Raw genomic sequence first — 22,640 nt, forward strand, 5'->3', positions numbered from 1 at the left:
CTTCTTCAAAAATCTTATGTGCTTCTTTCACAATTTCATCTGCTTCTGTCGCAATAACCTGAATATGTAAAGAACGTTTATCACCAATAATTTTTCTGATTTCTCTCATATGTCCAAAGAAATCCTTTGGGCTTGTCTTTTTTACAATACTTGGGTTACTAGTGACACCTACGATTGGTAAGTGATCCACTGCATCTCTAATTTCTTCTAAATCTACTGTATCAATAATAAATTCCATTGTTTTTTTCCTCCTATAAGCTCTGTTCAGTTCTACCGATAATATCATCCTGAGTTGCCTTAGATAATACATTGAAGAATGCACTATATCCTGCAACACGTACAATTAAGTCTTTATGGTTTTCTGGATGCTTTTGTGCATCTATTAAAGTTTCCTTAGAAACAATGTTGTACTGTACATGGTAACCATGGAGACGATTAAAGAATGTACGAATCAATAATTCTAGTTTCTGTTTATTTTCTTCTGTAGAAAGCATCTGAGGTGTCATCTTCTGGTTAAGAAGTACGCCTCCTGTGATCTTTTCAGTACGAAGCTTAGATATACTCTTGAATACTGCAGTAGGACCATTCTTATCTGTGTTATGTGCTGGAGAACATCCTTCAGCTAATGGTTCATGTGCATTTCTTCCATCAGGAGTAGCCATTGTACCCATACCCTGACCTACATTGGCACTAATTGAAGAAGTACCTGCATAACGGATACCACCAATAGGACCTCTGTTATAACGAGTATTTGGATACTTTTTGATTTCATCAATGTAAGAATCATATGCTTCTACAATTAAGTTATCTGCATAATCATCATCATTACCATACTTAGGTGCTTCATCATTCAACATTTCCTGAATCTTCTTATTTTCAGGTGACTGGAAATCATCTAAGATAGCATTCCATAACTGTTCTCTTGTGATCTTCTTTTCATCATAAACAAGCTTCTTGATAGCTGCTAAACTGTTTGCCATATTCGCAATACCGACCTGAAGACCTGAAATGAAGTCATATACAGCACCGCCTTCTTTAATAGTCTTACCTCTACCAATACAGTCATCAGTCAATGCTGAACATAAAATATCAGGTACATCTCTTTCAGATGCCTTATCAATAAAGTTTTCTACAATAACACTATAACGTGTCATTTCTCTTACTGTTTTGTCCCATGCTGCAAGTAAGTCTTCATAAGTTTCCATTTCAGTAAAGTAACCATGGCCCTGAGTGAAACGTTTGTTTGTAGTTAAGTCAACACCATTATTCATTGTGCATAATAATACTCTTGGGAAGTTGATATAAGACATACCTGTACAACGATATCCCCATTTGCCAGGAACAGCTGTTTCTACACATCCGATGGCACTATAGTTATAGGCATCTTCTTCCTTAACACCCCAGTTAATAAATGAAGGAATAATGATTTCATCATTATTTAAGGCTGGCATACCAAATCCTAGCTTCATTACTTCAATACATTCATCAAAGAAATGTTTATTCAAGTTTGCATGATAACGTACAGTTAAGTTAGGCTGAGTCAATCTTGTCTGAGCTACTGATTTTAATACCGCAAAACTTAATTCATTAACGGCATCCTTCTTGTCAGTAGTCTGTCCACCAATAGTCACATTCTGATACATTGGAGAACCAGCAGAACTTAATGTATGAGCCTGTGAACGTACTTTATTGACTGTGAGTGTCTTGATCCATAAACAAGTAAGAAGTTCTACAGCTTCTTCTTCAGTCATCTTCTTTTCATTTATATCCTTGATGTAATAAGGATACATATACTGGTCAAAACGACCATAGCTTAATGAATGACCATTTGATTCAATCTGAAGAATCAACTGAATAAACCATACAGATTGAACAGCTTCACGGAATGAATGCGCTGGTTCATAAGGAACCTTTGCACAGATTCTGCTCATTTCTAACAATTCTTCTTTTCGTGCAGGATTGTTTTCCTTTTCTGCCATTTCCTTTGCAAGAGAACTATAACGAAGTGCAAATGTATGCACTGCTTCAATAACAGTTAAAACTGAATTATAGAACATATACTTATCAACACTATCTGGCTGAGCAAGATCAAGCTTTTCTTTCATTTCTCTTGTATAAGCTTCATAACCCTTTAAGCCCTGGGCAAGAATACGTTCATAATTGACTGCAAGATGTGCATCCCCTGCATTCAACTTACCTTCCATGCCAAATACACCTGTTTCCATAAACACACTTACTTCATCAGGTAATAAAGCTTCACCTCTTGCACGTAGGTTATTATTTTCCCAGAAAGGTGCAATATCTCTTAACTGCTGTTTTGTTTCTTCAGTGATATAGAATACATCACCATCTCTTTTTTCAAAAAGATCTAATTCATCCATGATGAACTTCATTGTATATTCAGGGAATACGGGTGCATTACAGTTCTTTGTAGACTGGTTACCTGCAATGAGTGATTTATCCTCAATATAGATAGACATGTTTTCAAGAATCTTCTTCAACATTCTTGCACGAACCATCACACGTGGCTGATTTAAGTTTTCCTTATAAGCCTCAGTCGCAAGAACAGCACGTTCTCCATCTACATAAGGCTTTTCATCTAATACTTCTTCTCTGAAAGCTTTCATTCTTTCAGTTAACTGACCAAAATGCTGAGTATTTTCCATCATTGTTCCTCCTAAAGTTTCATACGTAAGTTTTGTGACTTTCATTACAAGCACATCATACGCATAAAAGCGTTATTAGTCAACTACAAATTATGAAAAAAATATTATAAACTTTCAAATGAAACTTTTGTGTTGCGAAACATAAGTAGAAATGATAGGATAGAAGCGAAAAGAGGAATATGATATGGAAGGAATTATATTTAATATACAGAAATTTAGTATTCATGATGGACCTGGTATTCGTACAACAGTCTTTTTTAAAGGATGCCCATTAAGATGTGAATGGTGTGCCAATCCTGAGAGTCAGGCAGTGAGTCCTCAGGTTTTATACAATAATGAAAAGTGTCTCCATTGTGAGACATGTGTACATACCTGTCCTAAAGGGGCTATAAAGATGGAAGACGGCTTGATTCGAATTGATCATAAAACATGTGATCATTGTATGAAATGTGTAAAAGCCTGTCCTGGGAAAGCCTTAACACAGGAAGGTGAAGTCAAGACAGTAGAGGAAGTTGTTGATATCTGTATGCAGGATATTGATTTCTATGAAGAATCCAATGGCGGTGTGACTCTATCTGGAGGTGAGGCTATGGTGCAATATGATTTCATGATGGCGCTTGTCCATGCATTAAAGGAAAAAGGACTTCATCTTGCGATTGAAACAACTGGTATTGTAGATCATGAGAAGTTTAAGAAAGCAGCTCCTTTATTTGATCTTTTATTATTTGATGTTAAGCAGGCTGATCCAATAAAACACAAGAAGGGAACACATGTCACAAATGAAGTCATTCAAAAGAACTTCAAATGGGCTATTGAACAGGGACTGAATGTATTACCTAGAATACCTGTTATTCCTGGTTTTAATGAAACATTAGAAGATGCGAAAGAACTTGCATTATGTATTAAGGAAGCAGGAGCGAAAGATGTACAGCTTCTTCCATTCCATCAATTTGGTGAAAATAAATATAAACTACTTGGTAAAGACTATAAGCTTCATGAAGTAGAAGCACTTCATCCAGAAGATTTAGTGGCTTATCAAAATGAGTTCATCAAGTATGGCTTGAATTGTTTCTTCTAGATTAATATAATGAGCGCGGAGGTAATCTATGAAAGACCGCTATAACAAAATATTAGAACTACTTACAAAAGAAAATAAAATAGAAGTCAATGAATTATCTCAAATACTTGGGGTATCCAATGTCACTATACGTAAAGACTTAGATGCGCTTGAAGAAAAAGGCATTATAAAAAGAGGACATGGCTATGCCATTCTTGCGAATAAGGATGATATCAATGGACGCCTGGCTTATCATTATGAAGTCAAGAAGCGTATTGCGAAAAAAGCAGCAGAGCTTATTCATGACGGAGATACTGTGATGATTGAAAGTGGCAGCTGCTGTGCAATTCTTGCAGATACGATTGCATCAGAGAAACTAGATGTGACTATTGTGACTAACAGTGCTTTTATTGCAGGATATATTCGCGATAAAAAGAATACCAATGTGATTCTTCTAGGTGGTGCTTATCAGAAAGATTCACAGGTTATGGTAGGACCTATTGTGGCACAATGCTCAAAGAACTTCTGTGTGAATCAGTTATTTATTGGAGCAGATGGTTACAATCCTCGTATAGGTTTCACAAATAGTGATCACTTACGTGCACAGGCTGTCAGAGATATGGCTGAACAGGCAGAACATATTATCGTCTTAACTGAAAGTGAAAAGTTTAATCAACATGGTGTTGTTCCTCTTCAGTTAAAAGAACGCATTGATACAATCATTACAGATGATCATATTCCAGAAGAAATTAAAGCACATTTGTTGTCAGAAAATAAAACATTATTAACTATAGAAAACGAATAAACGGAAGGGTTTCCTTCCGTTTTACTTTAAGTCTTTTATAATACGTTGTAATTCTCCTGGCTGACCATCCTTATAAGGTATTTTATAAGATGTACCATCTGTTAAGCATAAACAATTTAATTGTCCTTTATCTGCCACAGCGAGTCCCCCATCAATACCTATCTTATTATGATAATCAGGATCATACCAGATATTAAAAGAATGATCATCATTCACATAACATAAAGGTGTATGACCAAATATATAAGTATAATCAGGATTACATGGGTTCATATAGAAATATTCTCTAATCCAGGCAAGTAATTCAGAATCACTATCTTCTATATTGGTTACCTCAGGATCCACTCCTGCATGCACCATCACATAATGCTTGCCCTGATAATCAAGTTCTATATAATTAGGCAGACTATCAATAAAATCAATAATTTCCTGTACAAACTCTTTCTTTATATCAAAATATTCTTCATAAGGAATAGAATCCTTCTGCAAGAACTCTCTAATACTATTCACAGTGCCTGTGGCACCATTCTGTTTCCATAAACGATACGCATTATTCAAATCAGAATCTAAATCATTATATTTTAAGCTGGCTGCTAAAGATTGTCTCATCATGATTTCATGATTACCTTTGATCATATGAACATTAGGCATTGCTTTCACAAAATAATATATATCAATTGAATTAGGACCACGATCCATAATATCACCTAGGATATATAACTCATCTTCATCAGTGAATTGAATCTTATTGAGCATCAGCTGCAATAACACAAATTGTCCATGCAAATCAGACATGACAAAAATTCTCTTCACTAATACTCACCTGCCTCTCAAATATATTTTATCATACCCAAAAAGGAATGCAAAACAGAACATAATCATCAAAAAAAATAGTTGAATTATGATATGATAATGATAGGTGAGGGATATGGATGAATTTTATCGTAAGAGTTATTTAACACTTGTCTTTAAATGGTCTTATTACTATACAAGAAAGAATTTTAAAAATGTCAGATGTGACATTATTGAAGATACTAAAGACTATCATACAGTACGTTTTTATTTAAAGAATCGTGTTGCTTATTTAACTGTCTGGCATAATGGTATTATTGAAGAACAGATTACAGATGAAGAAGGAAAAGAAATCTATTTTTATCTTCATTATACTTTAAAGAACCTATCACAGTTCTTGTCTTATTATCGTGATTTTATAGTTGTCTTTTTAAGAGATGCAGACCCTAAACATATTAAAGTAGGGATTGTAGACCAGGATGGTTTTTCTTCTAGTTATTTAATTGGTTTAATGAAAGAAAGTCTGATAATAGAAAAGTCTAATCTGGAAGTGGAATCAGTGAGTCTTTCTTCATTAGAAGAAGTAGAAGGAAACTATGATGCACTTTATTTATCTCCCTCAGTCATGCATTTAAAAGGGGATATAGAGTCCATTGTTTCTATTCCAGTATATGTGATTGATCCTCTTGTTTATGCAACCAATGATTTCTATACACTCATACATACAATTTTATCTAAATAGTGCATCTGACTTGCATTCTTATGAGTAAATAGTATACTAATAGTAGTAATCATTACTGATTAGGAGAAGGGAGCATATGGCAGAGACAAAACTTAGAAGATCTAAGCAGCGAGATACGATATATGATATGCTTGTGAATGATCATACGCATCCTACAGCAGAAGTTATTTATTCTCATGTAAGAAGAATCATTCCAGATATATCACTAGGTACTGTTTATCGTAATCTGAATGTTTTAGTCGAAAATGGGTATATCAGAAAATTAAATATAGATGGTGTGACTGTGCATTATGATGGTAATGTGTCACCACATCATCATATGGTATGTTCAAAATGTGGGAAGATTGTGGATATACATATTCCACATGGTGCATTTGATGAACTTGTTCATGATATAGAAGAACTAGATCAAGTACACCTCACACATGTTGATATGTTATTTCAAGGAATCTGTAATGATTGTAAGGATATGAAGGAGGATAAAGAAGATGTCTAATTTAAAAGGTACAGAAACATTAAAGAATTTAATGGCAGCATTTGCAGGTGAATCACAGGCTAGAAATCGTTATACTTTCTGGGCTAGTATTGCGAAAAAAGAAGGTTATGTAGAAGTTTCTAAAATCTTTGAAGAAACAGCTAACCAGGAAAAGGAACATGCGAAACGTTTAATGAAGCTTATGAACACTGCTGCTCAGGGTGAAACATTACCTGTTGCAGGTGAATTCCCAGTATTAATGGGTACAACTGTAGAAAACTTAAAAGCTGCAGCTGCTGGTGAAAACGAAGAATGGACACATATGTATCCAGAATTTGCTAAGAAAGCTGAAGAAGAAGGATTACCTGAAATTGCAGCTATCTTAAGAGCTATCGCTATGGCTGAAAAGATGCATGAAGAAAGATACTTAAAACTTGCTAAACAGATTGAAGACGGCACAGTATTCAAGAAAGATCATAAAGTACTATGGAAATGTAACAACTGTGGATTTGTCGTAGAATCTTTAGAAGCTCCTACAGTATGTCCAGCTTGTAACCATCCACAGGCTTACTTTGAAGAATACAAATTCTTTGATTAATATAATTGTGTGCAAAGACAGCGAAAGCTGTCTTTTTTTCTTGCTTAGAGTGCTATGATAATAACAAGGAGGGGATACGATATGAAAGGAAAGATACTCTATCTGTTAGATTTCATCTATGCAATCGTATTATCAGTTTTTTTGCTAGTCACAATGATCATCTATATTCATACAAAAGCATCAGAGATATTGATTATTGTGGCGGCTGTATTATTTGCGCTTTCAATTGTGAAAGGATATTGGAGTTATAGAAAATGGAGAAGACCATAATAAAAAGACCTCGAAAGAGGTCTTTAACGCATTTTAGCTGCCTGGATTAAATGTTTTGCAAGTACTGCGGTTGTGACAGTACCAACACCACCAGGAACAGGGGTAGCGGCAGAGGCTTTGCCATCAAGAGTCGCATAGTCTACATCACCACATAGCTTACCATTCTCATCCACATTGATTCCTACATCAATCATCACAGCATCCTGTCCACAATAATCACTATTTAACATCTTTGCACGTCCTGCAGCTGCAATCACAATTTCTGCATCAGAACATGTCTTCTTTAAATCAACAGTTCTTGTATGAGTCATAGTTACTGTCGCATTCTCTTTAAGAAGCAGCATGGACACAGGTTTACCTACAACCATACTTCTTCCTACGACTGTCACTCTTTTACCGGTTAACTCAATATCATATGCCTTTAATACTTCAATAACTGCTTCTGCAGTACATGGAGAAAATCCAGTTGTATCTCCTGCAAACACCTTCGCAATATTAATAGGAGAAATACCATCTAAATCCTTTTTAGGATCAATCATATTTTCAATATCTTTTTCATTAATAGTACGAGGAAGTGGTCTTAATAATAAGATTCCTGTCACTTCATCATCTTCATTAATATCTTTAAAAGCTTTCTTGAACGCTTCATCACTGATATCCTGTGGGAAAACATAAGAAGTCACATCTAAACCAAATGACTTTAATTTCTTAGTTGCACTACGTTCATAACTCATATCATCGGGATTTTCACCCACTCTCACAATCGCAAGCTTAGGTACAAAAGATAATGTTTCTAACTCTTTTGATACATATTCTTTAATTCCATCAGAAACTTTTTTTCCTCTTAACTCTAACATGATGCTCCTCCTAACTTTTTAATAACACTATTAGTTATTTCATCTGCAAGCATCTGTCCTTCAACTAATAGCTTCTCAGCACGTTTATTCATTTTCTCAGCCATTTCTCTATTTTTCATAGACTTCGTATTAATATAGACATTCATAATAGCTCCAGTCAATGCACTACGTAAACATTGTACACCAACACCTACATCACTTATGGCCATCACTGAACCTTTCTCGTTTAAAGTAGAAAATAACTTTAAAGACTGATAACTTAGATCCATAACCTGTAATGGTACAAGAGAGGCATCCAATAAACATGACTCCATCACAAACTCTTTATGTTTCTTTTCTTCTTCAGTATTCTTGGGAAGTCTATAAGCCTCTGCAAGAGGCTTAAAGTTTTCTGCATCATCATCTACAGAAGTTACAAGCTTCCTCTTTAAGTCTTCTAGCTTCTCTATGATTTCTCTTATTTCATCTTCTACATCTTTATATTTCTTCTTACCTACAGTTAAGTTACCTACCATGAGTCCTAAAGCACATCCAATAGCGCCTGTTAGTCCTGAAGCACCTCCACCACCAGGAGTCGGTGAAGATGAAGATAACTCATCTAAGAAGTCTTTAATCATTTCTTTCATTTATAACTCCTTCATATGAAAAGACACGAGAACCTCGTGTCTATTTTTCATAAATTATACTCATTTATTTGTATTAATGCAATTAATATGTTTGAAATATATACCTAAATTAATAAGAACACTTATTCCAATTAAACTAAATAGCGCAATTCCTAATGTCACAAAATAACTTTCTGGAAAGATATTGATAATAGGATCAATATCAGGATTGATCAGCCAGTAGTTATTGTTGAAAAGGATATGATGCATCATTGTGAATGCCCCGTCAAAATCAACATAGGCTGTTCCACCTACAATAAATACGAGTCCTAAAGTAGTGAACCCTGTCCATTTAAAAGGTCTATAATCATTCTCTTTGATTGTAGAATAGATGAGATAGATAGTTCCAATCAGTACCACTAACCCAATTACTTCTAAACGATTCATTAATACTTTTACTTCATAAAAATGAAAAGCTGTATTTTTAGTCATAGGAAAAGCAGGAGTAGAAAGTGCTTTATGAGAGAATAGACTTAAATAGTGAATGATTGTCATATAACTTTCTCTTACTATCTTTTCACTTACCCCAATATTAGAGGCTATTAATGAAGAAGGATACAATACAGGGACAAAAGTCACTAATAAAATAGCACAATCAATAATCAAAAAGGTCAAGCATACAGTAAGTAAAATACCTTTAAATTTCTTCATTGTATAAGAAGTCTTCTCCCTTTTGAACTTCTACTGTAGATAAATCAGGATAACCCTGCTGTCTTAATGCTTCATAAACACCAATCGCAACAGTATTAGATAAGTTCAAACTACGTGAATCACCGTACATTGGAATACGTACACAATCATCAATATACTTCTTTAAGATATCATGAGGAATACCATCATGCTCATGACCAAAGAAAAGATAATGTTCACCTTCCTGGTTAAAATCATCTTCACTATAAACTTTCTTAGAATAACGTGTAAAGAAATGATAAATACCAGGATTCTCTTTTTCAAACTCTTCAAAGTTTTCATAAACCTTAAAAGTGAGGTGATCAAAATAATCCATAACCGCTCTTTTCATTCTTGGATCATTTAACTTAAATCCTGTAGGTTTAATAATATGTAAAGGTGTATGTGTCGCTGCACATGTTCTCATAATATTACCTGTATTTTGTGGAATCGCAGGATGTACTAATACAACATGATTCATTACTTATGTTCCTCCTCTAAATAATCATATAAAGCCTTTAATGCCTTTGCACGATGAGAGACTTTATTCTTTTCTTCCATAGTCATCACTGCAGAAGTCTTTTTTAATGGTGGATAATAGAAAATAGGATCATAACCAAAGCCATTTTCACCATCAATACAATCATTGATTTCTCCTTCAAAAGTACCTAAGAAAGTCTTTGTTTCTTCATCAGGAATAGCCAAAGCTATTGCACATACGAAACGTGCTGTCTTATCCTCTTTATCCTTAACTGCATCAATAATCCACTGATTCTTAATATCATAACTTGTATCTTCACCCATAAAACGAGAAGAATAAATACCTGGCTGCTTATCTAATGCATCTACTTCTAAACCAGAATCATCTGCAAGAGTAGGCATATGAATCATATTCATCACTGTTTCAGCCTTAATCACTGCATTCTCAGTAAAAGTAGTACCTGTTTCTTCAATATCAGGATTATAACCTAATACATCTTTAATAGACTTTACTTCAATACCTAACTTTTCCAACATTGCGGAAATCTCTTTAAGTTTTCCTTTATTTGTTGTTGCAACTACGATTTCTTTCATTTGCTTTCCTCCATTCCTAACGCATCTTTAACTTCATGAATAGGCATATCCTTTCCTGTCCAGAACTTAAAAGAACATGCACCCTGATAGACAATCATACGTTCTCCATTCATATAATCAAGACCTCTTTGTCTTGCATAACTTAATAGCTTTGTTTCCTTAGGGTTATAAATAATATCAGCCACTTTTAAACCATCAGGCAACATATCAGCACTCTCAATAATACATCCTTCAGGATGAGGTGCCATACCAACACTTGTTGTATTGACTAATAGATAAGTATCCTTTAAATCTTCCTTAATACTTTCCTGATCAATTTTCTTTAAAGTAATAGGGCAGTCTAATTTCTCATTTAGCTCTTTAATAAAAGGCTTATCAGAACGGTTATAAACCACAATTTCCTTAGCACCAGCTAAAGCAAGAGAAATAATAATTGCATTTGCTGCACCACCAGCACCAAGCACTACAATCTTATGCTTCGCAATACCCCATCCTTTATCACGACAGGCCATCACAAAACCTTCTCCATCAGTAATATGACCAATGAGTTTACCATTCTCATTCTTTACAGTATTGATGCTCTTCGCAAGTTTTGCCTGTGTTGTGAGTTCATCCATATATTTCATCATATCCTGTTTATAAGGCATAGAAATATTGTATCCCTTAATAGGTAATGTCTTTACAGACGTAATATAGTCATCTAACTGATCTCTAGTCACTTCAAATGCAAGATATACATCATTAATACCTAATGATTGAAACGCAGTATTATGCATCATTGGTGAAAAAGAATGTTTAATAGGATTTGCGACAACCCCATATAAACCGGTATATCCAGTAATCGTATTTTTCATAAACTTCTCCTTTTGTTTTGTATTATACATCATTTTATCGTTATGTGTGACTGTTCTTATAATATTTAGTACAATGGATTTTAGAGGTGAAAAGTATGATCAAGAAATTAATTGTTAATGCCGATGATTTCGGTATGTGTGAAGGAAACTCCCTAGGTATCCTTCTTGCACACGAAGAGGGACTTGTAAGTTCCACTACAGTCATGATGAATATGCCTTATGCTTTATGGGCCCTAGATAAGGCAAAGGCATATCCAAATTTAGGAATAGGTGTTCATTTAACTTTGACTGCAGGTAAACCATTATTACCTGGCAAGAAAAGCTATACAGATGAAGAAGGAAACTTCTTAAGACCAAGTGCTTATGAAGATGAATTCCCAGATGGAGAACCAGATGAAGTGTATGAAGAATGGAAAGCACAGATTGAAGCTTTCATCGCACACACAGGACATCTTCCTACACATCTAGATTCTCATCATTATGTTCATATGGAACATAGACAACTAGAAGTCATTAAGCGTCTTGCCAAGGAATATAATCTACCTATCAGACAAACAAGATATGTGGATGAAAACTATTTCCCAGCACGTTGTGAATTTTATAAAGATGGTGTAAGCTTTGAAACATTCAAAGAAATCTGTTCAACAGAAGGTTATGATACAGTAGAGCTTGTTTGTCATCCTGCTTTAGTTGATGAAAGACTCATGAACGTATCTAGTTACAATATGAATCGTATCAAGGAATTAGAATTACTTAAGAGTGATGAATTCAAACAGTTCATCAAGGATAACGATATTCAGATTATAACTTACGCAGATATAAAAAATAGTTAGGTAATTTCAAATAATAGTAGTAGAATGAGAAAAAAGTGAATGGAGTGACATATATGAGATACGCAGATAAGATGAATAACGTAAAAAAATCAGCCATTAGAAGTGTCATGGCTGATGCAAGTGAGAATGGTACGGTGGACTATATTAGTTTTGCGAGTGGATTCCCTGATCCAGAAGCTATTCCACAGGAGAAACTAGAAGAAGTAGGACATAAGATTCTTCAAGAAAAGACTTATGAAGTCTTGCAGTATGGCTCTGCTCAGGGCTATACAGGTTTAATAGAATCTTCTAAGTCATTCATTAATAAGCATGAATGTATATGTACAAGTGATGATGATATTATTATTACAACAGGATCACAGCAGGGCTTAGATCTTGTGTCTAAGATATTCTGTGATGAAGGGGACTATGTTGTTGTAGAGAACCCAAGTTATTTAGGTGCTTTAAACTCATTTAAATGTAATGGAGCTAAGTTACTAGGTGTTTCTTTAGAAGAAGATGGTGTAAACCTAGAAGAACTAGAAGAAGCCTTTAAGAAAGGACCAAAGGTATTCTATACAATTCCTAACTTCCAGAATCCTACCGGTGTAACAACATCTTTAGAAAAAAGAAAAGAAATCTATAACCTTGCAGTAAAGTATGATGTAGTTATTCTAGAAGATAACCCTTATGGTTATTTACGTATCACAGGAGAAGAAGTACCTTCTATTAAATCTTTAGACAAAGACCATCGTGTTGTTTATGCAGCCAGTCTTTCTAAAATCATTTCACCAGGTATGCGTACAGGAATCATCTGTGCAAGTAAAGATATTATCTCTAAGCTCTTTATGGCTAAACAATCAGGAGATAACCACACAAACAATCTCTCACAATATATGATGGATGCATTCCTAAGAGAAACAGATATGGATGCACATATTAAACATTTACAGTCTCTTTATGCAAAGAAATGTAACTTCATGTTAGAGATGATTAAGAAGTATTTTCATCCTTCTATTCATGTCATTGAACCAGAAGGTGGTATGTTTATATGGTTTGATCTGCCTGATGGTGTAAGTATGCCAGAATTTGTTCAGGCTTCTATCAAGAAGCATGTAGCCATCGTACCAGGTAATGAATTCATGGTAGATAGTACTAAGCCATGTCAATCTATTCGTATGAACTTCTCAGCTGCTTCTATGGAGAATATCGAAAAAGGTATTCAAATCCTAGGTGAATTAACATATCAATTTTGTAAGTAAAAAAAGCCAGAATTCTCTGGTTTTTTTAATACATGCCACCTTGTGGCATAACAGGCTGTTGTGGTTCTTCCTTCTTAGGAAGTTCTGCCACACCTGCTTCAGTTGTTAAGAATAAGGCTGAAATACTAGCCGCATTTAATAATGCGCTACGAGTGACCTTAGTTGGATCAATAATGCCTGCTTCAAACATATTAACCCAATCACCTGTCTTTGCATCAAATCCAAAATCCTTTTCAGCACTCTTCTGGATAGATACAATTTCTTCTTCATCATAACCGGCATTGATTGCAATCTGAGTAAGAGGCGCAAATAAAGAATTCATTACTACATTAATACCCTTCTGGATATCTACATTCGTATCTCTGACCTGATTCTTTAATTCTTCATAGGCTTCTACTAACGCAGCACCACCACCAATAACGATACCTTCATCTACAGCGGCCTTAGTCGCATTAAGAGCATCTTCAATTCTTAATTTCTTTTCTTTTAATTCTGCTTCAGTTGTAGCACCGACTTTAATTGTTGCAACACCGTTAGATAATTTACCAATACGTTCTTTTAGAGTCTTCTTTTCATAATCACTCTTTGTATGAGCGAGCTGTGTCTTTAATTCTTCAACACGTTTAGTCACTGCATCGCTAGAACTATGACCAATAAGAGTTGTATTATCCTTCTTTACAATCACTTTCTTGATTGTACCAAGATCTTCAATAGTTAAATCAGAAAGTTTCATATTTAAGTCCTTGTTATAGAACTTAGCACCAGTTAATACCGCAATATCTTCCAACATTTCTTTCTGTTTATCACCAAATCCTGGTGCTTTAGTAGCCACGACATTAAAGGCACCTCTTAATTTATTCAAGACAAGAGAAGAAATCGCTTCATTCTCATAATCTTCTGCAATAAGTAATAATGGTTTATTGGCCTTTAATACCTGTTCAAGCACTGGAAGGATTTCCTGTAAGTTAGTGATTTTCTGGTTAGTCACTAAGATCAATGGGTTATCCATTTCTACTTCCATCTTATCTGTATCACTTACAAAATAAGGAGATACATAACCCTTATCATATTGCATACCTTCATTCACTTCTAATTCATCATCAAAGCTATTAGACTCATCAACATTAATGATGCCATCTCTACCAACCTTTTCCATAGCCTGGGCAATCAATTCACCAATATGACTATTAGAAGATGATATAGTCGCAACAGAGGCAATATCTCTACTTGTTTCTACTTTATGAGAATTCTTTAATAATACTTCAGCCACTGCTTTAGAGGCTCTTTCAATACCTTCTCTCATAAGTACAGGGTTTGCACCTTTTTCAACTTGCTTCATACCATTCACAATCATATCTCTTGCAAGAATTGTAGCAGTTGTTGTACCATCACCTGCAATATCATTTGTATTATTGGCAACTTCATAGACTAACTTAGCACCCATATTTTCAAAATGGTCTTCTAGTTCTATTTCCTTGGCAATAGAAACACCATCATTTGTGATTAAAGGAGAACCATAACTCTTCTCTAATACTACATTTCTACCTTTAGGACCAAGTGTAACACTTACTGCATCCGCAAGAGTATTCACACCCTTCAACATTGATTGACGTGCATCACTAGAAAAACGTATTTCTTTGCTCATAGTTCATTCCTCCTATTCAATACATGCGAGAACATCTTTCTCGTCTATCACAATATATTCAACACCATCAAGTTTAACTTTAGTACCTGAGTATTCTTTGAATACAACACGATCACCTTTATTGAGTTCATTTTCACATTGAGGACCTGCTGCCATAACCTCTCCAACAGTAGGAAGACTCTTTGTCTCAGTAGTGAGAATAATACCACTGGCAGTCTTGTTTTCTACTTCTTCTTTCTTTAATACGATATTCTTATTTAAAGGTTTCAACATTTTCTATTCCTCCTTATTAGCACCCTCTTTATTTAACTGCTAAGAGTATTATAGTCCGTATTAGCACATTGTCAAGGCGAGAGCTAATTTGTTTTTAGGCAAATTAGCTCAAAGTGCACAAAAAAAGCCACTCATATCAGAGTGACTTAATCGTCTTTTCGTTTTGTATCCTTTGCAACTATGAATGTGATCATACCTAATATTAATCCAAAATAGAAAGAGAAGAAACGCCATAGGAACATAGAACTAGAAGCGTTGGCTCTTCCTAAGAACCCAAATAAGATCATATAACATCCTTCACTACCACCTGATGCACCAGGAATAGGGAGGAAAGTATTAATAAGATTAATAATAGAAGCAAGTCCTAGGAACTGTACAAATAAGTTGAAAGGAACCTTAATACCTAAAGCCTTACAAGAGAAGAATGGTGTAGAGTAAATGATTGTAAGTTTCACTACATTACATAATACTGTCTGTAATAAGGCTTTTTTATTTTTCTGTAGTACATTCATCTGTTCTCTAAATTCACCAAAATAATTCTGGATTCTAAAGCATGTAGATTCATAATCCTTCACTAATGGTGTCTTAGAGAGAAGATAAACCACTTTATCTATAATAAAGTTCTGAAACTTCTTACTCTTCGCACCTGCAAATAATAGAATAGTAACTACCGCATTAATAAGAAATCCTACGGCAGCCATAGAAGATACACCTACGCCTTTATCAAGGAAGTAGGCTGAATCTACTATCATAATCACTGCAGTAAAGCCCATAATCACTATTTGATAACTAATGAAGCACATAAGTAATATACTTGTAGAAATTGCTGGAGAGATTCCCTGGTTATTAAATACAAAGACCTGGGCAAACTGTCCTCCTGAAGAAGAAGGTGTTAAACCACTAAATAATGTTCCTACAAGTCCATTCACAAAACCTTCTTTAAGAGTAAAGTCTTTTTTATAAAAACGCGCAAAGATCATAGTTGCAAGGCCATCAAATACATAATACATAAACATAATAAAGCATAAGATAATCAACCAGAAAGGATGCGCTGTTGTAATTGTCTTAAATACAGTAGAAACTTCAGAACCTACTGATAAATATAAAGAAATACCACTAATCACAAGAATTAACGCAATATTCAAGATATAGCTCTTCTTTGTTTTCATGGGAATCACCTCATTTCCCTATTTCTATTTTACCAATCTTACTCGTTATATGAAAGCAAAAAAAGAGCAGGGACAAAAATCCCTACTCGAATGTAATAATAATAATTTCATTTTCACATAATACTTTAAAATGATAGTTCTTACGTGGTGCAATACCGTTATTTACAATAAGTTCAGAATTATTTTCTGTATAAGTGCCATGATTATAAGTAATTGCATTTTTACACTTTACAAGTGGTCCAATACCTGGGAACCAGATGGTACCGCCATTACTATGTCCAGATAACTGTAATTGTGTATGTCCTTTGTTTTGAGTAAAACTGTCAGGATAATGACTTAAAGTAAGGACAAAACCATCATGATCAGGAATAGCTTCCTGGCTATTTAGAGACTGTCCATAAAGGATAAAAGAACTATTACGATAATGAATTGTACGTGCACTATTGTTTAATACTTCAAATCCACCCTCATTAAGGATATTAGTCACTTCATCAGCATGGGCATGATCTTCATCACCCAATACTGCAAACTTTCCATATTCAGGTTGAAGTTTCTTTAAGATCTTCTGTACTTTTGTATCTTCAATAGGTTTGCCTTCATACAGATCACCTGTAAATACAACCATATCATAACTCTGATCTTCAATCTCATCTACAATCTGTTCAAGACGATCAATATCCTTAGATGTAGTAATGTGGACATCGGATAAATTGACAATCTTGAATCCTTTAAAACCATCAGGTAACAAACTAGAACTATAATTCATTCTAGAAAAAGAATAATGTGTTCTAGAAAAGAGACATGTATAACCACCAAACAACACCAATGTTAAGACAATAATGGCAAGAATACCAGTACGAATAATTTTCTGTTTCTTCATTATTTCTTATTCATGATGACAGGAATAATCATCGGTCTTCTCTTTGTCTTAGTATAGAAATAAGTAGTTAATGTTTCTCTAATTGTATTCTTAATTTCCCCAAATGTTGTCTTTTCCTGTAATAAAGCACGTAGCTTACGATCAACAGCCATTTCAGCACCATAAATCATAGGCTTACTATCTTTCATATATACAAATCCACGGCTCATGATGACTGGCTTATGAAGTAAAATACCAGCATGTGAGTCCATACTAATAAGAACTGCAACCATACCATCTTCACTTAAAATCTGACGGTCATGTAATACTGCAGTAGATAAACCAGTTAAATCATTACCATCTACATAAATATCATCTGCATGTACGCTTCTTGTCTGGAATACTTCATGATCCTTTAAGCATAAGCAATCTCCATTACTTAATACAAATGCATGATCAGCCTGTCCACCTACTTCTTCATATAACTTCTTATGAATACAAAGCATTTTGTGTTCGCCATGAATAGGGAAGAAGTACTTAGGCTTAGTCAATAACATCATCAGTTTCTGTTCTTCCTGAGATGCATGTCCTGAAGTATGAAGGTTACTGATCATAGAGTTTTCAAGAACTCTTGCACCAGAACGATATAATTTATTAATCAAACGTGATACAGAAGACTGGTTACCTGGAATAGGGTTAGATGAGAATAATACTGTATCCCCAGGCTTGATCTTAATCTGACGATGTGTACCATTCGCAATTCTATTTAAGGCTGCAAGTGCTTCACCTTGAGATCCAGTACATAGAATCAAGATTTCATTATCAGGAAGATGTCTTGCTTCATCATTCTTAATAAAGAAACGATCAGGACATTTGATATAACCCATTTTTCTTGCAACATCAATATTGTTGACCATTGAACGTCCATATACAAGAATCTTACGATTAAACTTAACAGCTGCTTCTACAATCTGCTGTACTCTATGTATATTAGATGCGAATGTTGCAACAATAATACGTCCTTCAGTCTTTCTGAATTCTTCCTGTACCTGTGAAGCAACAGTCTTTTCACTGATAGAGAATGTAGGTACTTCAGCATTCGTACTATCACTCATTAATAAATCAACACCTGTTTCACCTAAGAAGCTCATAATCTGATAATCAGCAGGATTTGCGACTGGAGATAAGTCAAACTTAAAGTCACCTGTTTCTACAATACGCCCATCAGGTGTATTCACAATAATTCCCATAGATTCAGGAATAGAATGGTTAGTATTAAAGAAACCAATATTAAAATATTTAGTCTTGATAGAACTTTCGTGAGTAATAGGAATCATCTTAGTCACATGAGTGAGATGATGTTCCTCTAATTTTCTTCTAATCATGGCACAAGCCAATGGTGAAGCATAAATAAATGGAATATTCACTAGTCTTAATAAGAAAGGAATACCACCAATATGGTCTTCATGACCATGTGTAATAAACAATCCCTTGATCTTTTTATTATTCTTTCTTAAATAAGTATAATCTGGAATAACATAATCAATCCCAGGAAGACCTTCAGATGCAAATTTAACACCTGCATCAATAATGATCATTTCATCATTGCATTCAACGCAGTAAGTATTCTTACCAACCTCATTCAAACCGCCTAATGCGAATATTTTTGTCCCTTGTGTTTTAACATTATGATGTGTTGAAGGGAATCTTCTTTTAGAACGATGAGGTTTGAATGTCTTTTTCTTTTCAGTATTATTGACTGACATAAACTACTATCCACCTCTTTTTCAAATAATGTAAAATCATTCATTAAAATAATAATATAAAAAAAGTGAATAATCAATGTTGTAAGGGAATACAAGCAAAAATTAAAAAAAGATGTTCTATCGAACATCTTAATAAGAACCTTTCTTATAAGCAGCTACCGCAAGTGAACCTGGTCCAATATGACAAGCAACACTTAATGATAAACGGTCAAAGATGACTTTTTTATCAGGGAATGCTTCCTTCACCTGTTCTAGATAATCTAAAGCAGCTTCTTTATCATAAGAATAAACACATGCTACTTCATAATCATCATCCCAGCCACGATCAATAATATCCTGCTTTACCTGGTCAATCATCATCTTACGGGCTTTTTTCATAGTACGTGAAGTACCATATTTATCTAACTTCTCACCCTGAATAGTAAGAATAGGCTTAATCTTTAATAAACCTGCAAGCGTTGCAGCAGCAGGTGATAAACGTCCACCTTTCTTTAAATATTCAAGTGTATCTACAGTAATATAGATAGTGGCATTCATCTTATTGTTCATAAGATAATCATAAATCTCTTGTGCACTATATCCCTTATCTGCCATAGCAATAGCATCTAGGACATCAGCCTTTTGTGTAACTGAGATTCTTTGAGAATCTACCACAAATACTTTTCCTTTATACTGATCTTCATCCGCCATCATCATTGCTGTCTGACAACTTCCAGATAAGCCACTACTCATAGGAATATGAATAATAGCATCATGTGTTTTTAATATTTCATCCCACTTCTTTGCGATAATCCCAATTGTAGGCTGTGAAGTAAACACTTCTGCGCCACCCATTAATTTTTCATAGAAATGTTCTTGTGTTAAATTGATATCTTCTTCAAATTCTTTACCATCTATAGTGAAAGGCATTGGAATACAGTAGATACCTAATTCTTTTGCTTCTTTTTGTGTAATGCCAGAGTTGCTGTCTGTCATGATTGCAATTTTCATACAAGGACCTCCTTCAGTCAAACTCAATTTTAACAATTTTGAGGAATAAATCAACATTTTCTTGACTAATCAAGATAGACGAATTATTGTAAATGCACATGAAAGGAGTTACAAAAATGGTCAAAAAATACTTAGAAACACTTTATGGCATGGGAGAGAAAGCTCTTCAAGCCCTTATCATTATAGTTATTGGATATATCGTATATAAGATCTTTGATAAGTTATTTACAAAATTCATTGAGAAGTCATCCCAGGATGAAATTGTCTTAAACTTCTTTAAGACAATCATCAAGACAGTCTTTATTGTGATTATTGCGATTATGGCTTTATCACAGCTTGGTATTAATACAAGTTCTATTCTTGCTATCTTCACTGCAGCTTCTGCTGCTTTTGCACTTGCTATTAAAGACTCACTTGCAAGCTTCTTTGATGGAATCATCATTTTACTTGCAAAACCTTTTTCTAAAGGAGACCTTATTGAAGTGACAGGTGTAACAGGAAGAATTCAGGAAATTTCTTTACTTTATACAAACTTACTGACTTTAGATAATAAGAAGATTGTGATTCCTAATTCACAGCTTGCTCATTCAACACTTGTGAACTATTCAAGTGAAGAAATGCGTCGTGTAGATTTAAACTTCGATGTTGTGATGGATAGTGATATAGATTTAGTTAAGAAGGTTATTATGGAAGAGGCTCTATCTAATCCTTATTGTCTCCATGATATTCCACCATTTGTGAATATGACAGAATATAAGGATAGTGCATTAACCTTTACACTTAGAGTATGGGCAGCCACAGAAAACTATGAAACACTTAGATGTAGTTTACTTGAAAACATGAATAAGCGTTTCAATGAAGAAGGTATAGAACTTGCCTATACAACTTATGATATTCATCTAAGCAAATAAGTTGCGGAATATTCTTCAATCTGTTTAAATATAGGTGAGGTGAAGAATATGAAAATTGTAGATCAGAACGGTTTTAATGAAGCATTAAATAATAAGTATGTATTAGTAGACTTCTATGCAGACTGGTGTGGACCTTGTAAGATGGTTGGCCCAGTATTAGAAGAATTAGATGCTGAAATGGATCAGTTAACAGTTGTTAAGGTCAATGTAGACAACGAACTTGATTTAGCATCTAAATACGGTGTACAGTCAATTCCAAACATGATTTTCTTTAAAGAAGGTAAGGCTGTTACACAGATCATTGGTTTCGCAAATAAGGATGCAATCCTTGATAAAATCAACCCATTTATGGACTAAGAGGCACCTGATTGGTGCCTTTTTTATATGCGTGATTTTTCTTTTTGTGATAATAAATTAAGTGCAAAAAAATATTAGAATTAGTCAATTTGTGGAAAAGACAAATAACTAAAATAGATTCATGAAATGCACAAAGATTTATACTAATGAATATTGACATGTATACACAAAGAGTGTAAGATGTTTCTCATGATAGTTGGATGCTATCATACATTTATATCCATTATGGAGGGGAAAATTATGAAAACAGTAAAGGTTTTAGTTGCTGCAAGTATGGCAGCGGCATTACTTGCTGGATGTGGAAGCAAAACTGATACAGATACTTTCAGATTTGCAAGTGAATTAGATATCCAGGGTATGGATTCTGCAGTAGTTGATGATGGTATGTCATACAACGCAATCCACGCAATCACAGACGGCTTAACAGCATTAAATGACAAAGGCAAGACTGTTCCAGCATTAGCTAAGAACTGGGATGTAAGTGCTGATGGTAAGACTTACACTTTCCACTTAAAAGATGCTAAGTGGTCAAATGGTGATGAAGTCACTGCCAACGATTTCGTTTATTCTTGGAAGAAGATTATTAAGAATGCAGGTACATATGCTTACATGTTAGGTGATGATGGTGCATCAGTTAAGAATGCGAGTCAGTTGATTGACCTAGGTCCAAAGGCAACTGATGAACAGATGAACACTTTAGGTGTTAAAGCAGCTGATGATAAGACTTTAGTTGTTGAATTAAACAACAAGGTTCCATATTTCACAGACTTAATGGCTTTCCCATGCTACTATCCACAGAACGAAAAGTTCGTTGAAAAATGTGGTAAGAACTATGGTACTAAACCAGAATATACATTATCTAATGGTGCTTATAAGATGACTAAGTGGATCAAAGGTAACAAAGCAACATTCACTAAGAACGATAAGTACTATGATGCAAAAGCAGTTAAGACTAAGAACCTTGAAATGTTCCTAGTACAGGATCCTAAGACTGCTGCACAGAACTTTGACAATGGCAAAGTTGACTATGCAACAATCAACTCTACATTAGTAGATAAGTATAAAGGTAAAG

Annotated in this window: 26 protein-coding genes; 11 read left to right on the top strand and 15 right to left on the bottom strand. The window is 34.4% G+C overall.

The window, feature by feature from the left end:
• Both QZQ55_RS05430 and QZQ55_RS05435 read right to left on the bottom strand, forming a co-directional pair.
• Positions 1-238: transaldolase family protein (locus QZQ55_RS05430; protein ID WP_295090858.1), on the bottom strand; the 238-nt coding region annotated here is incomplete at its 3' end.
• 13 nt (positions 239-251) lie between these two features.
• On the bottom strand, positions 252-2,666 hold the full coding sequence (locus QZQ55_RS05435; protein ID WP_295090861.1) for a glycyl radical protein: 2,415 nt from the start codon (positions 2,664-2,666) through the stop codon (positions 252-254).
• Between the two features lie 184 nt (positions 2,667-2,850).
• Between QZQ55_RS05435 and QZQ55_RS05440 the strand changes: the two genes are divergently transcribed.
• Together QZQ55_RS05440 and QZQ55_RS05445 are read left to right on the top strand one after the other, a co-directional pair.
• A complete protein-coding gene (locus QZQ55_RS05440) occupies positions 2,851-3,744 on the top strand; it encodes a glycyl-radical enzyme activating protein (protein ID WP_295090864.1) in 894 nt (297 codons plus the stop codon).
• Between the two features lie 28 nt (positions 3,745-3,772).
• A complete protein-coding gene (locus QZQ55_RS05445) occupies positions 3,773-4,528 on the top strand; it encodes a DeoR/GlpR family DNA-binding transcription regulator (RefSeq protein ID WP_295090868.1) in 756 nt (251 codons plus the stop codon).
• 21 nt (positions 4,529-4,549) lie between these two features.
• Here QZQ55_RS05445 and QZQ55_RS05450 read toward each other — a convergent pair whose 3' ends face one another.
• Positions 4,550-5,341, bottom strand: a complete 792-nt coding sequence (locus QZQ55_RS05450; RefSeq protein WP_295090870.1) for a metallophosphoesterase — start codon at positions 5,339-5,341, stop codon at positions 4,550-4,552.
• A gap of 115 nt (positions 5,342-5,456) precedes the next feature.
• Between QZQ55_RS05450 and QZQ55_RS05455 the strand changes: the two genes are divergently transcribed.
• From QZQ55_RS05455 to QZQ55_RS05470, 4 genes are all read left to right on the top strand, one after another.
• Complete coding sequence (locus QZQ55_RS05455; RefSeq protein ID WP_295090873.1) at positions 5,457-6,062, top strand: PTS sugar transporter subunit IIB; 606 nt, start codon at positions 5,457-5,459, stop codon at positions 6,060-6,062.
• A 76-nt stretch (positions 6,063-6,138) separates the two neighbouring features.
• Positions 6,139-6,558 carry a Fur family transcriptional regulator gene (locus QZQ55_RS05460; protein ID WP_295090876.1) on the top strand — a complete coding sequence of 140 codons (420 nt, stop codon included), beginning with the start codon at positions 6,139-6,141 and terminating at the stop codon, positions 6,556-6,558.
• Positions 6,551-7,135 (top strand): rubrerythrin, encoded by a 585-nt coding sequence (gene rbr, locus QZQ55_RS05465; protein ID WP_289100825.1) that lies wholly within the window; start codon positions 6,551-6,553, stop codon positions 7,133-7,135. Before QZQ55_RS05460 ends, rbr begins: the two co-directional genes overlap by 8 nt.
• A gap of 81 nt (positions 7,136-7,216) precedes the next feature.
• Positions 7,217-7,405: a hypothetical protein gene (locus QZQ55_RS05470; RefSeq protein WP_278597708.1), complete on the top strand. Its 189-nt coding sequence runs from the start codon at positions 7,217-7,219 to the stop codon at positions 7,403-7,405.
• Between the two features lie 23 nt (positions 7,406-7,428).
• Here the strand turns inward: QZQ55_RS05470 and QZQ55_RS05475 are convergent, their stop codons facing one another.
• Genes QZQ55_RS05475 through aroE form a run of 6 tightly spaced genes read right to left on the bottom strand, consistent with a single transcriptional unit; the run spans position 7,429 to position 11,524 of the window.
• On the bottom strand, positions 7,429-8,262 hold the full coding sequence (locus tag QZQ55_RS05475) for a bifunctional 5,10-methylenetetrahydrofolate dehydrogenase/5,10-methenyltetrahydrofolate cyclohydrolase (RefSeq protein WP_295090878.1): 834 nt from the start codon (positions 8,260-8,262) through the stop codon (positions 7,429-7,431).
• On the bottom strand, positions 8,256-8,888 hold the full coding sequence (locus QZQ55_RS05480) for a cyclodeaminase/cyclohydrolase family protein (protein WP_295090881.1): 633 nt from the start codon (positions 8,886-8,888) through the stop codon (positions 8,256-8,258). Before QZQ55_RS05480 ends, QZQ55_RS05475 begins: the two co-directional genes overlap by 7 nt.
• 60 nt (positions 8,889-8,948) lie before the next feature.
• Entirely contained in the window at positions 8,949-9,578 is a 630-nt protein-coding gene (locus QZQ55_RS05485; RefSeq protein WP_295090884.1) for a TIGR01906 family membrane protein, read from the bottom strand.
• Positions 9,565-10,077: a tRNA (cytidine(34)-2'-O)-methyltransferase gene (locus QZQ55_RS05490; RefSeq protein ID WP_295090886.1), complete on the bottom strand. Its 513-nt coding sequence runs from the start codon at positions 10,075-10,077 to the stop codon at positions 9,565-9,567. The genes QZQ55_RS05485 and QZQ55_RS05490 overlap by 14 nt, the downstream gene beginning before the upstream one ends.
• A complete protein-coding gene (locus QZQ55_RS05495) occupies positions 10,077-10,670 on the bottom strand; it encodes an XTP/dITP diphosphatase (RefSeq protein WP_295090889.1) in 594 nt (197 codons plus the stop codon). Before QZQ55_RS05495 ends, QZQ55_RS05490 begins: the two co-directional genes overlap by 1 nt.
• On the bottom strand, positions 10,667-11,524 hold the full coding sequence (gene aroE / locus QZQ55_RS05500; RefSeq protein WP_295090892.1) for a shikimate dehydrogenase: 858 nt from the start codon (positions 11,522-11,524) through the stop codon (positions 10,667-10,669). Before aroE ends, QZQ55_RS05495 begins: the two co-directional genes overlap by 4 nt.
• A 95-nt stretch (positions 11,525-11,619) precedes the next feature.
• Here aroE and chbG point away from each other — a divergent pair, with 95 nt between their 5' ends.
• Positions 11,620-12,357, top strand: coding sequence for a chitin disaccharide deacetylase (chbG, locus tag QZQ55_RS05505; RefSeq protein WP_295090895.1), 738 nt, complete (start codon positions 11,620-11,622; stop codon positions 12,355-12,357).
• 53 nt (positions 12,358-12,410) lie between these two features.
• Complete coding sequence (locus QZQ55_RS05510; RefSeq protein WP_295090898.1) at positions 12,411-13,598, top strand: PLP-dependent aminotransferase family protein; 1,188 nt, start codon at positions 12,411-12,413, stop codon at positions 13,596-13,598.
• Positions 13,599-13,623: 25 nt separating this feature from the next.
• Here the strand turns inward: QZQ55_RS05510 and groL are convergent, their stop codons facing one another.
• The 6 genes from groL to QZQ55_RS05540 form a co-directional block, all read right to left on the bottom strand.
• On the bottom strand, positions 13,624-15,243 hold the full coding sequence (groL, locus tag QZQ55_RS05515) for a chaperonin GroEL (RefSeq protein ID WP_295090901.1): 1,620 nt from the start codon (positions 15,241-15,243) through the stop codon (positions 13,624-13,626).
• A gap of 12 nt (positions 15,244-15,255) precedes the next feature.
• On the bottom strand, positions 15,256-15,516 hold the full coding sequence (locus QZQ55_RS05520; RefSeq protein WP_295090905.1) for a co-chaperone GroES: 261 nt from the start codon (positions 15,514-15,516) through the stop codon (positions 15,256-15,258).
• 146 nt (positions 15,517-15,662) lie between these two features.
• Entirely contained in the window at positions 15,663-16,685 is a 1,023-nt protein-coding gene (locus tag QZQ55_RS05525) for a lysylphosphatidylglycerol synthase transmembrane domain-containing protein (RefSeq protein ID WP_295090907.1), read from the bottom strand.
• Between the two features lie 82 nt (positions 16,686-16,767).
• On the bottom strand, positions 16,768-17,565 hold the full coding sequence (locus tag QZQ55_RS05530) for a metallophosphoesterase (protein WP_295090910.1): 798 nt from the start codon (positions 17,563-17,565) through the stop codon (positions 16,768-16,770).
• Entirely contained in the window at positions 17,565-19,310 is a 1,746-nt protein-coding gene (locus QZQ55_RS05535) for a ribonuclease J1 (protein ID WP_295090912.1), read from the bottom strand. The genes QZQ55_RS05530 and QZQ55_RS05535 overlap by 1 nt, the downstream gene beginning before the upstream one ends.
• A gap of 129 nt (positions 19,311-19,439) precedes the next feature.
• A complete protein-coding gene (locus QZQ55_RS05540) occupies positions 19,440-20,300 on the bottom strand; it encodes a DegV family protein (protein ID WP_295090915.1) in 861 nt (286 codons plus the stop codon).
• 116 nt (positions 20,301-20,416) lie between these two features.
• Here QZQ55_RS05540 and QZQ55_RS05545 point away from each other — a divergent pair, with 116 nt between their 5' ends.
• The 3 genes from QZQ55_RS05545 to QZQ55_RS05555 form a co-directional block, all read left to right on the top strand.
• Positions 20,417-21,211, top strand: a complete 795-nt coding sequence (locus QZQ55_RS05545; protein ID WP_295090919.1) for a mechanosensitive ion channel family protein — start codon at positions 20,417-20,419, stop codon at positions 21,209-21,211.
• Positions 21,212-21,259: 48 nt separating this feature from the next.
• On the top strand, positions 21,260-21,568 hold the full coding sequence (gene trxA, locus QZQ55_RS05550) for a thioredoxin (RefSeq protein ID WP_295090922.1): 309 nt from the start codon (positions 21,260-21,262) through the stop codon (positions 21,566-21,568).
• 240 nt (positions 21,569-21,808) lie between these two features.
• The coding region (locus QZQ55_RS05555) for a peptide ABC transporter substrate-binding protein (protein WP_295090925.1) at positions 21,809-22,640 on the top strand (832 nt) is incomplete at its 3' end.

It is taken from the genome of uncultured Catenibacterium sp. (assembly GCF_900540665.1).
GTDB lineage: Bacteria > Bacillota_I > Bacilli_A > Erysipelotrichales > Coprobacillaceae > Catenibacterium.

What these genes read in the sequence shown, in the direction of transcription:
- QZQ55_RS05545 (WP_295090919.1), top strand. Translation starts at nt 20,417, where the DNA reads ATGGTCAAAAAATACTTAGAAACACTTTATGGCATGGGAGAGAAAGCT.
- QZQ55_RS05445 (WP_295090868.1), top strand. Translation starts at nt 3,773, where the DNA reads ATGAAAGACCGCTATAACAAAATATTAGAACTACTTACAAAAGAAAAT.
- aroE (WP_295090892.1), bottom strand. Translation starts at nt 11,524, where the DNA reads ATGAAAAATACGATTACTGGATATACCGGTTTATATGGGGTTGTCGCA.
- QZQ55_RS05460 (WP_295090876.1), top strand. Translation starts at nt 6,139, where the DNA reads ATGGCAGAGACAAAACTTAGAAGATCTAAGCAGCGAGATACGATATAT.
- QZQ55_RS05475 (WP_295090878.1), bottom strand. Translation starts at nt 8,262, where the DNA reads ATGTTAGAGTTAAGAGGAAAAAAAGTTTCTGATGGAATTAAAGAATAT.
- QZQ55_RS05530 (WP_295090910.1), bottom strand. Translation starts at nt 17,565, where the DNA reads ATGAAGAAACAGAAAATTATTCGTACTGGTATTCTTGCCATTATTGTC.
- QZQ55_RS05535 (WP_295090912.1), bottom strand. Translation starts at nt 19,310, where the DNA reads ATGTCAGTCAATAATACTGAAAAGAAAAAGACATTCAAACCTCATCGT.
- QZQ55_RS05435 (WP_295090861.1), bottom strand. Translation starts at nt 2,666, where the DNA reads ATGGAAAATACTCAGCATTTTGGTCAGTTAACTGAAAGAATGAAAGCT.
- QZQ55_RS05540 (WP_295090915.1), bottom strand. Translation starts at nt 20,300, where the DNA reads ATGAAAATTGCAATCATGACAGACAGCAACTCTGGCATTACACAAAAA.
- QZQ55_RS05520 (WP_295090905.1), bottom strand. Translation starts at nt 15,516, where the DNA reads ATGTTGAAACCTTTAAATAAGAATATCGTATTAAAGAAAGAAGAAGTA.
- rbr (WP_289100825.1), top strand. Translation starts at nt 6,551, where the DNA reads ATGTCTAATTTAAAAGGTACAGAAACATTAAAGAATTTAATGGCAGCA.
- QZQ55_RS05480 (WP_295090881.1), bottom strand. Translation starts at nt 8,888, where the DNA reads ATGAAAGAAATGATTAAAGACTTCTTAGATGAGTTATCTTCATCTTCA.
- QZQ55_RS05490 (WP_295090886.1), bottom strand. Translation starts at nt 10,077, where the DNA reads ATGAATCATGTTGTATTAGTACATCCTGCGATTCCACAAAATACAGGT.
- QZQ55_RS05495 (WP_295090889.1), bottom strand. Translation starts at nt 10,670, where the DNA reads ATGAAAGAAATCGTAGTTGCAACAACAAATAAAGGAAAACTTAAAGAG.
- QZQ55_RS05510 (WP_295090898.1), top strand. Translation starts at nt 12,411, where the DNA reads ATGAGATACGCAGATAAGATGAATAACGTAAAAAAATCAGCCATTAGA.
- QZQ55_RS05440 (WP_295090864.1), top strand. Translation starts at nt 2,851, where the DNA reads ATGGAAGGAATTATATTTAATATACAGAAATTTAGTATTCATGATGGA.
- groL (WP_295090901.1), bottom strand. Translation starts at nt 15,243, where the DNA reads ATGAGCAAAGAAATACGTTTTTCTAGTGATGCACGTCAATCAATGTTG.
- trxA (WP_295090922.1), top strand. Translation starts at nt 21,260, where the DNA reads ATGAAAATTGTAGATCAGAACGGTTTTAATGAAGCATTAAATAATAAG.
- QZQ55_RS05485 (WP_295090884.1), bottom strand. Translation starts at nt 9,578, where the DNA reads ATGAAGAAATTTAAAGGTATTTTACTTACTGTATGCTTGACCTTTTTG.
- chbG (WP_295090895.1), top strand. Translation starts at nt 11,620, where the DNA reads ATGATCAAGAAATTAATTGTTAATGCCGATGATTTCGGTATGTGTGAA.
- QZQ55_RS05455 (WP_295090873.1), top strand. Translation starts at nt 5,457, where the DNA reads ATGGATGAATTTTATCGTAAGAGTTATTTAACACTTGTCTTTAAATGG.
- QZQ55_RS05525 (WP_295090907.1), bottom strand. Translation starts at nt 16,685, where the DNA reads ATGAAAACAAAGAAGAGCTATATCTTGAATATTGCGTTAATTCTTGTG.
- QZQ55_RS05470 (WP_278597708.1), top strand. Translation starts at nt 7,217, where the DNA reads ATGAAAGGAAAGATACTCTATCTGTTAGATTTCATCTATGCAATCGTA.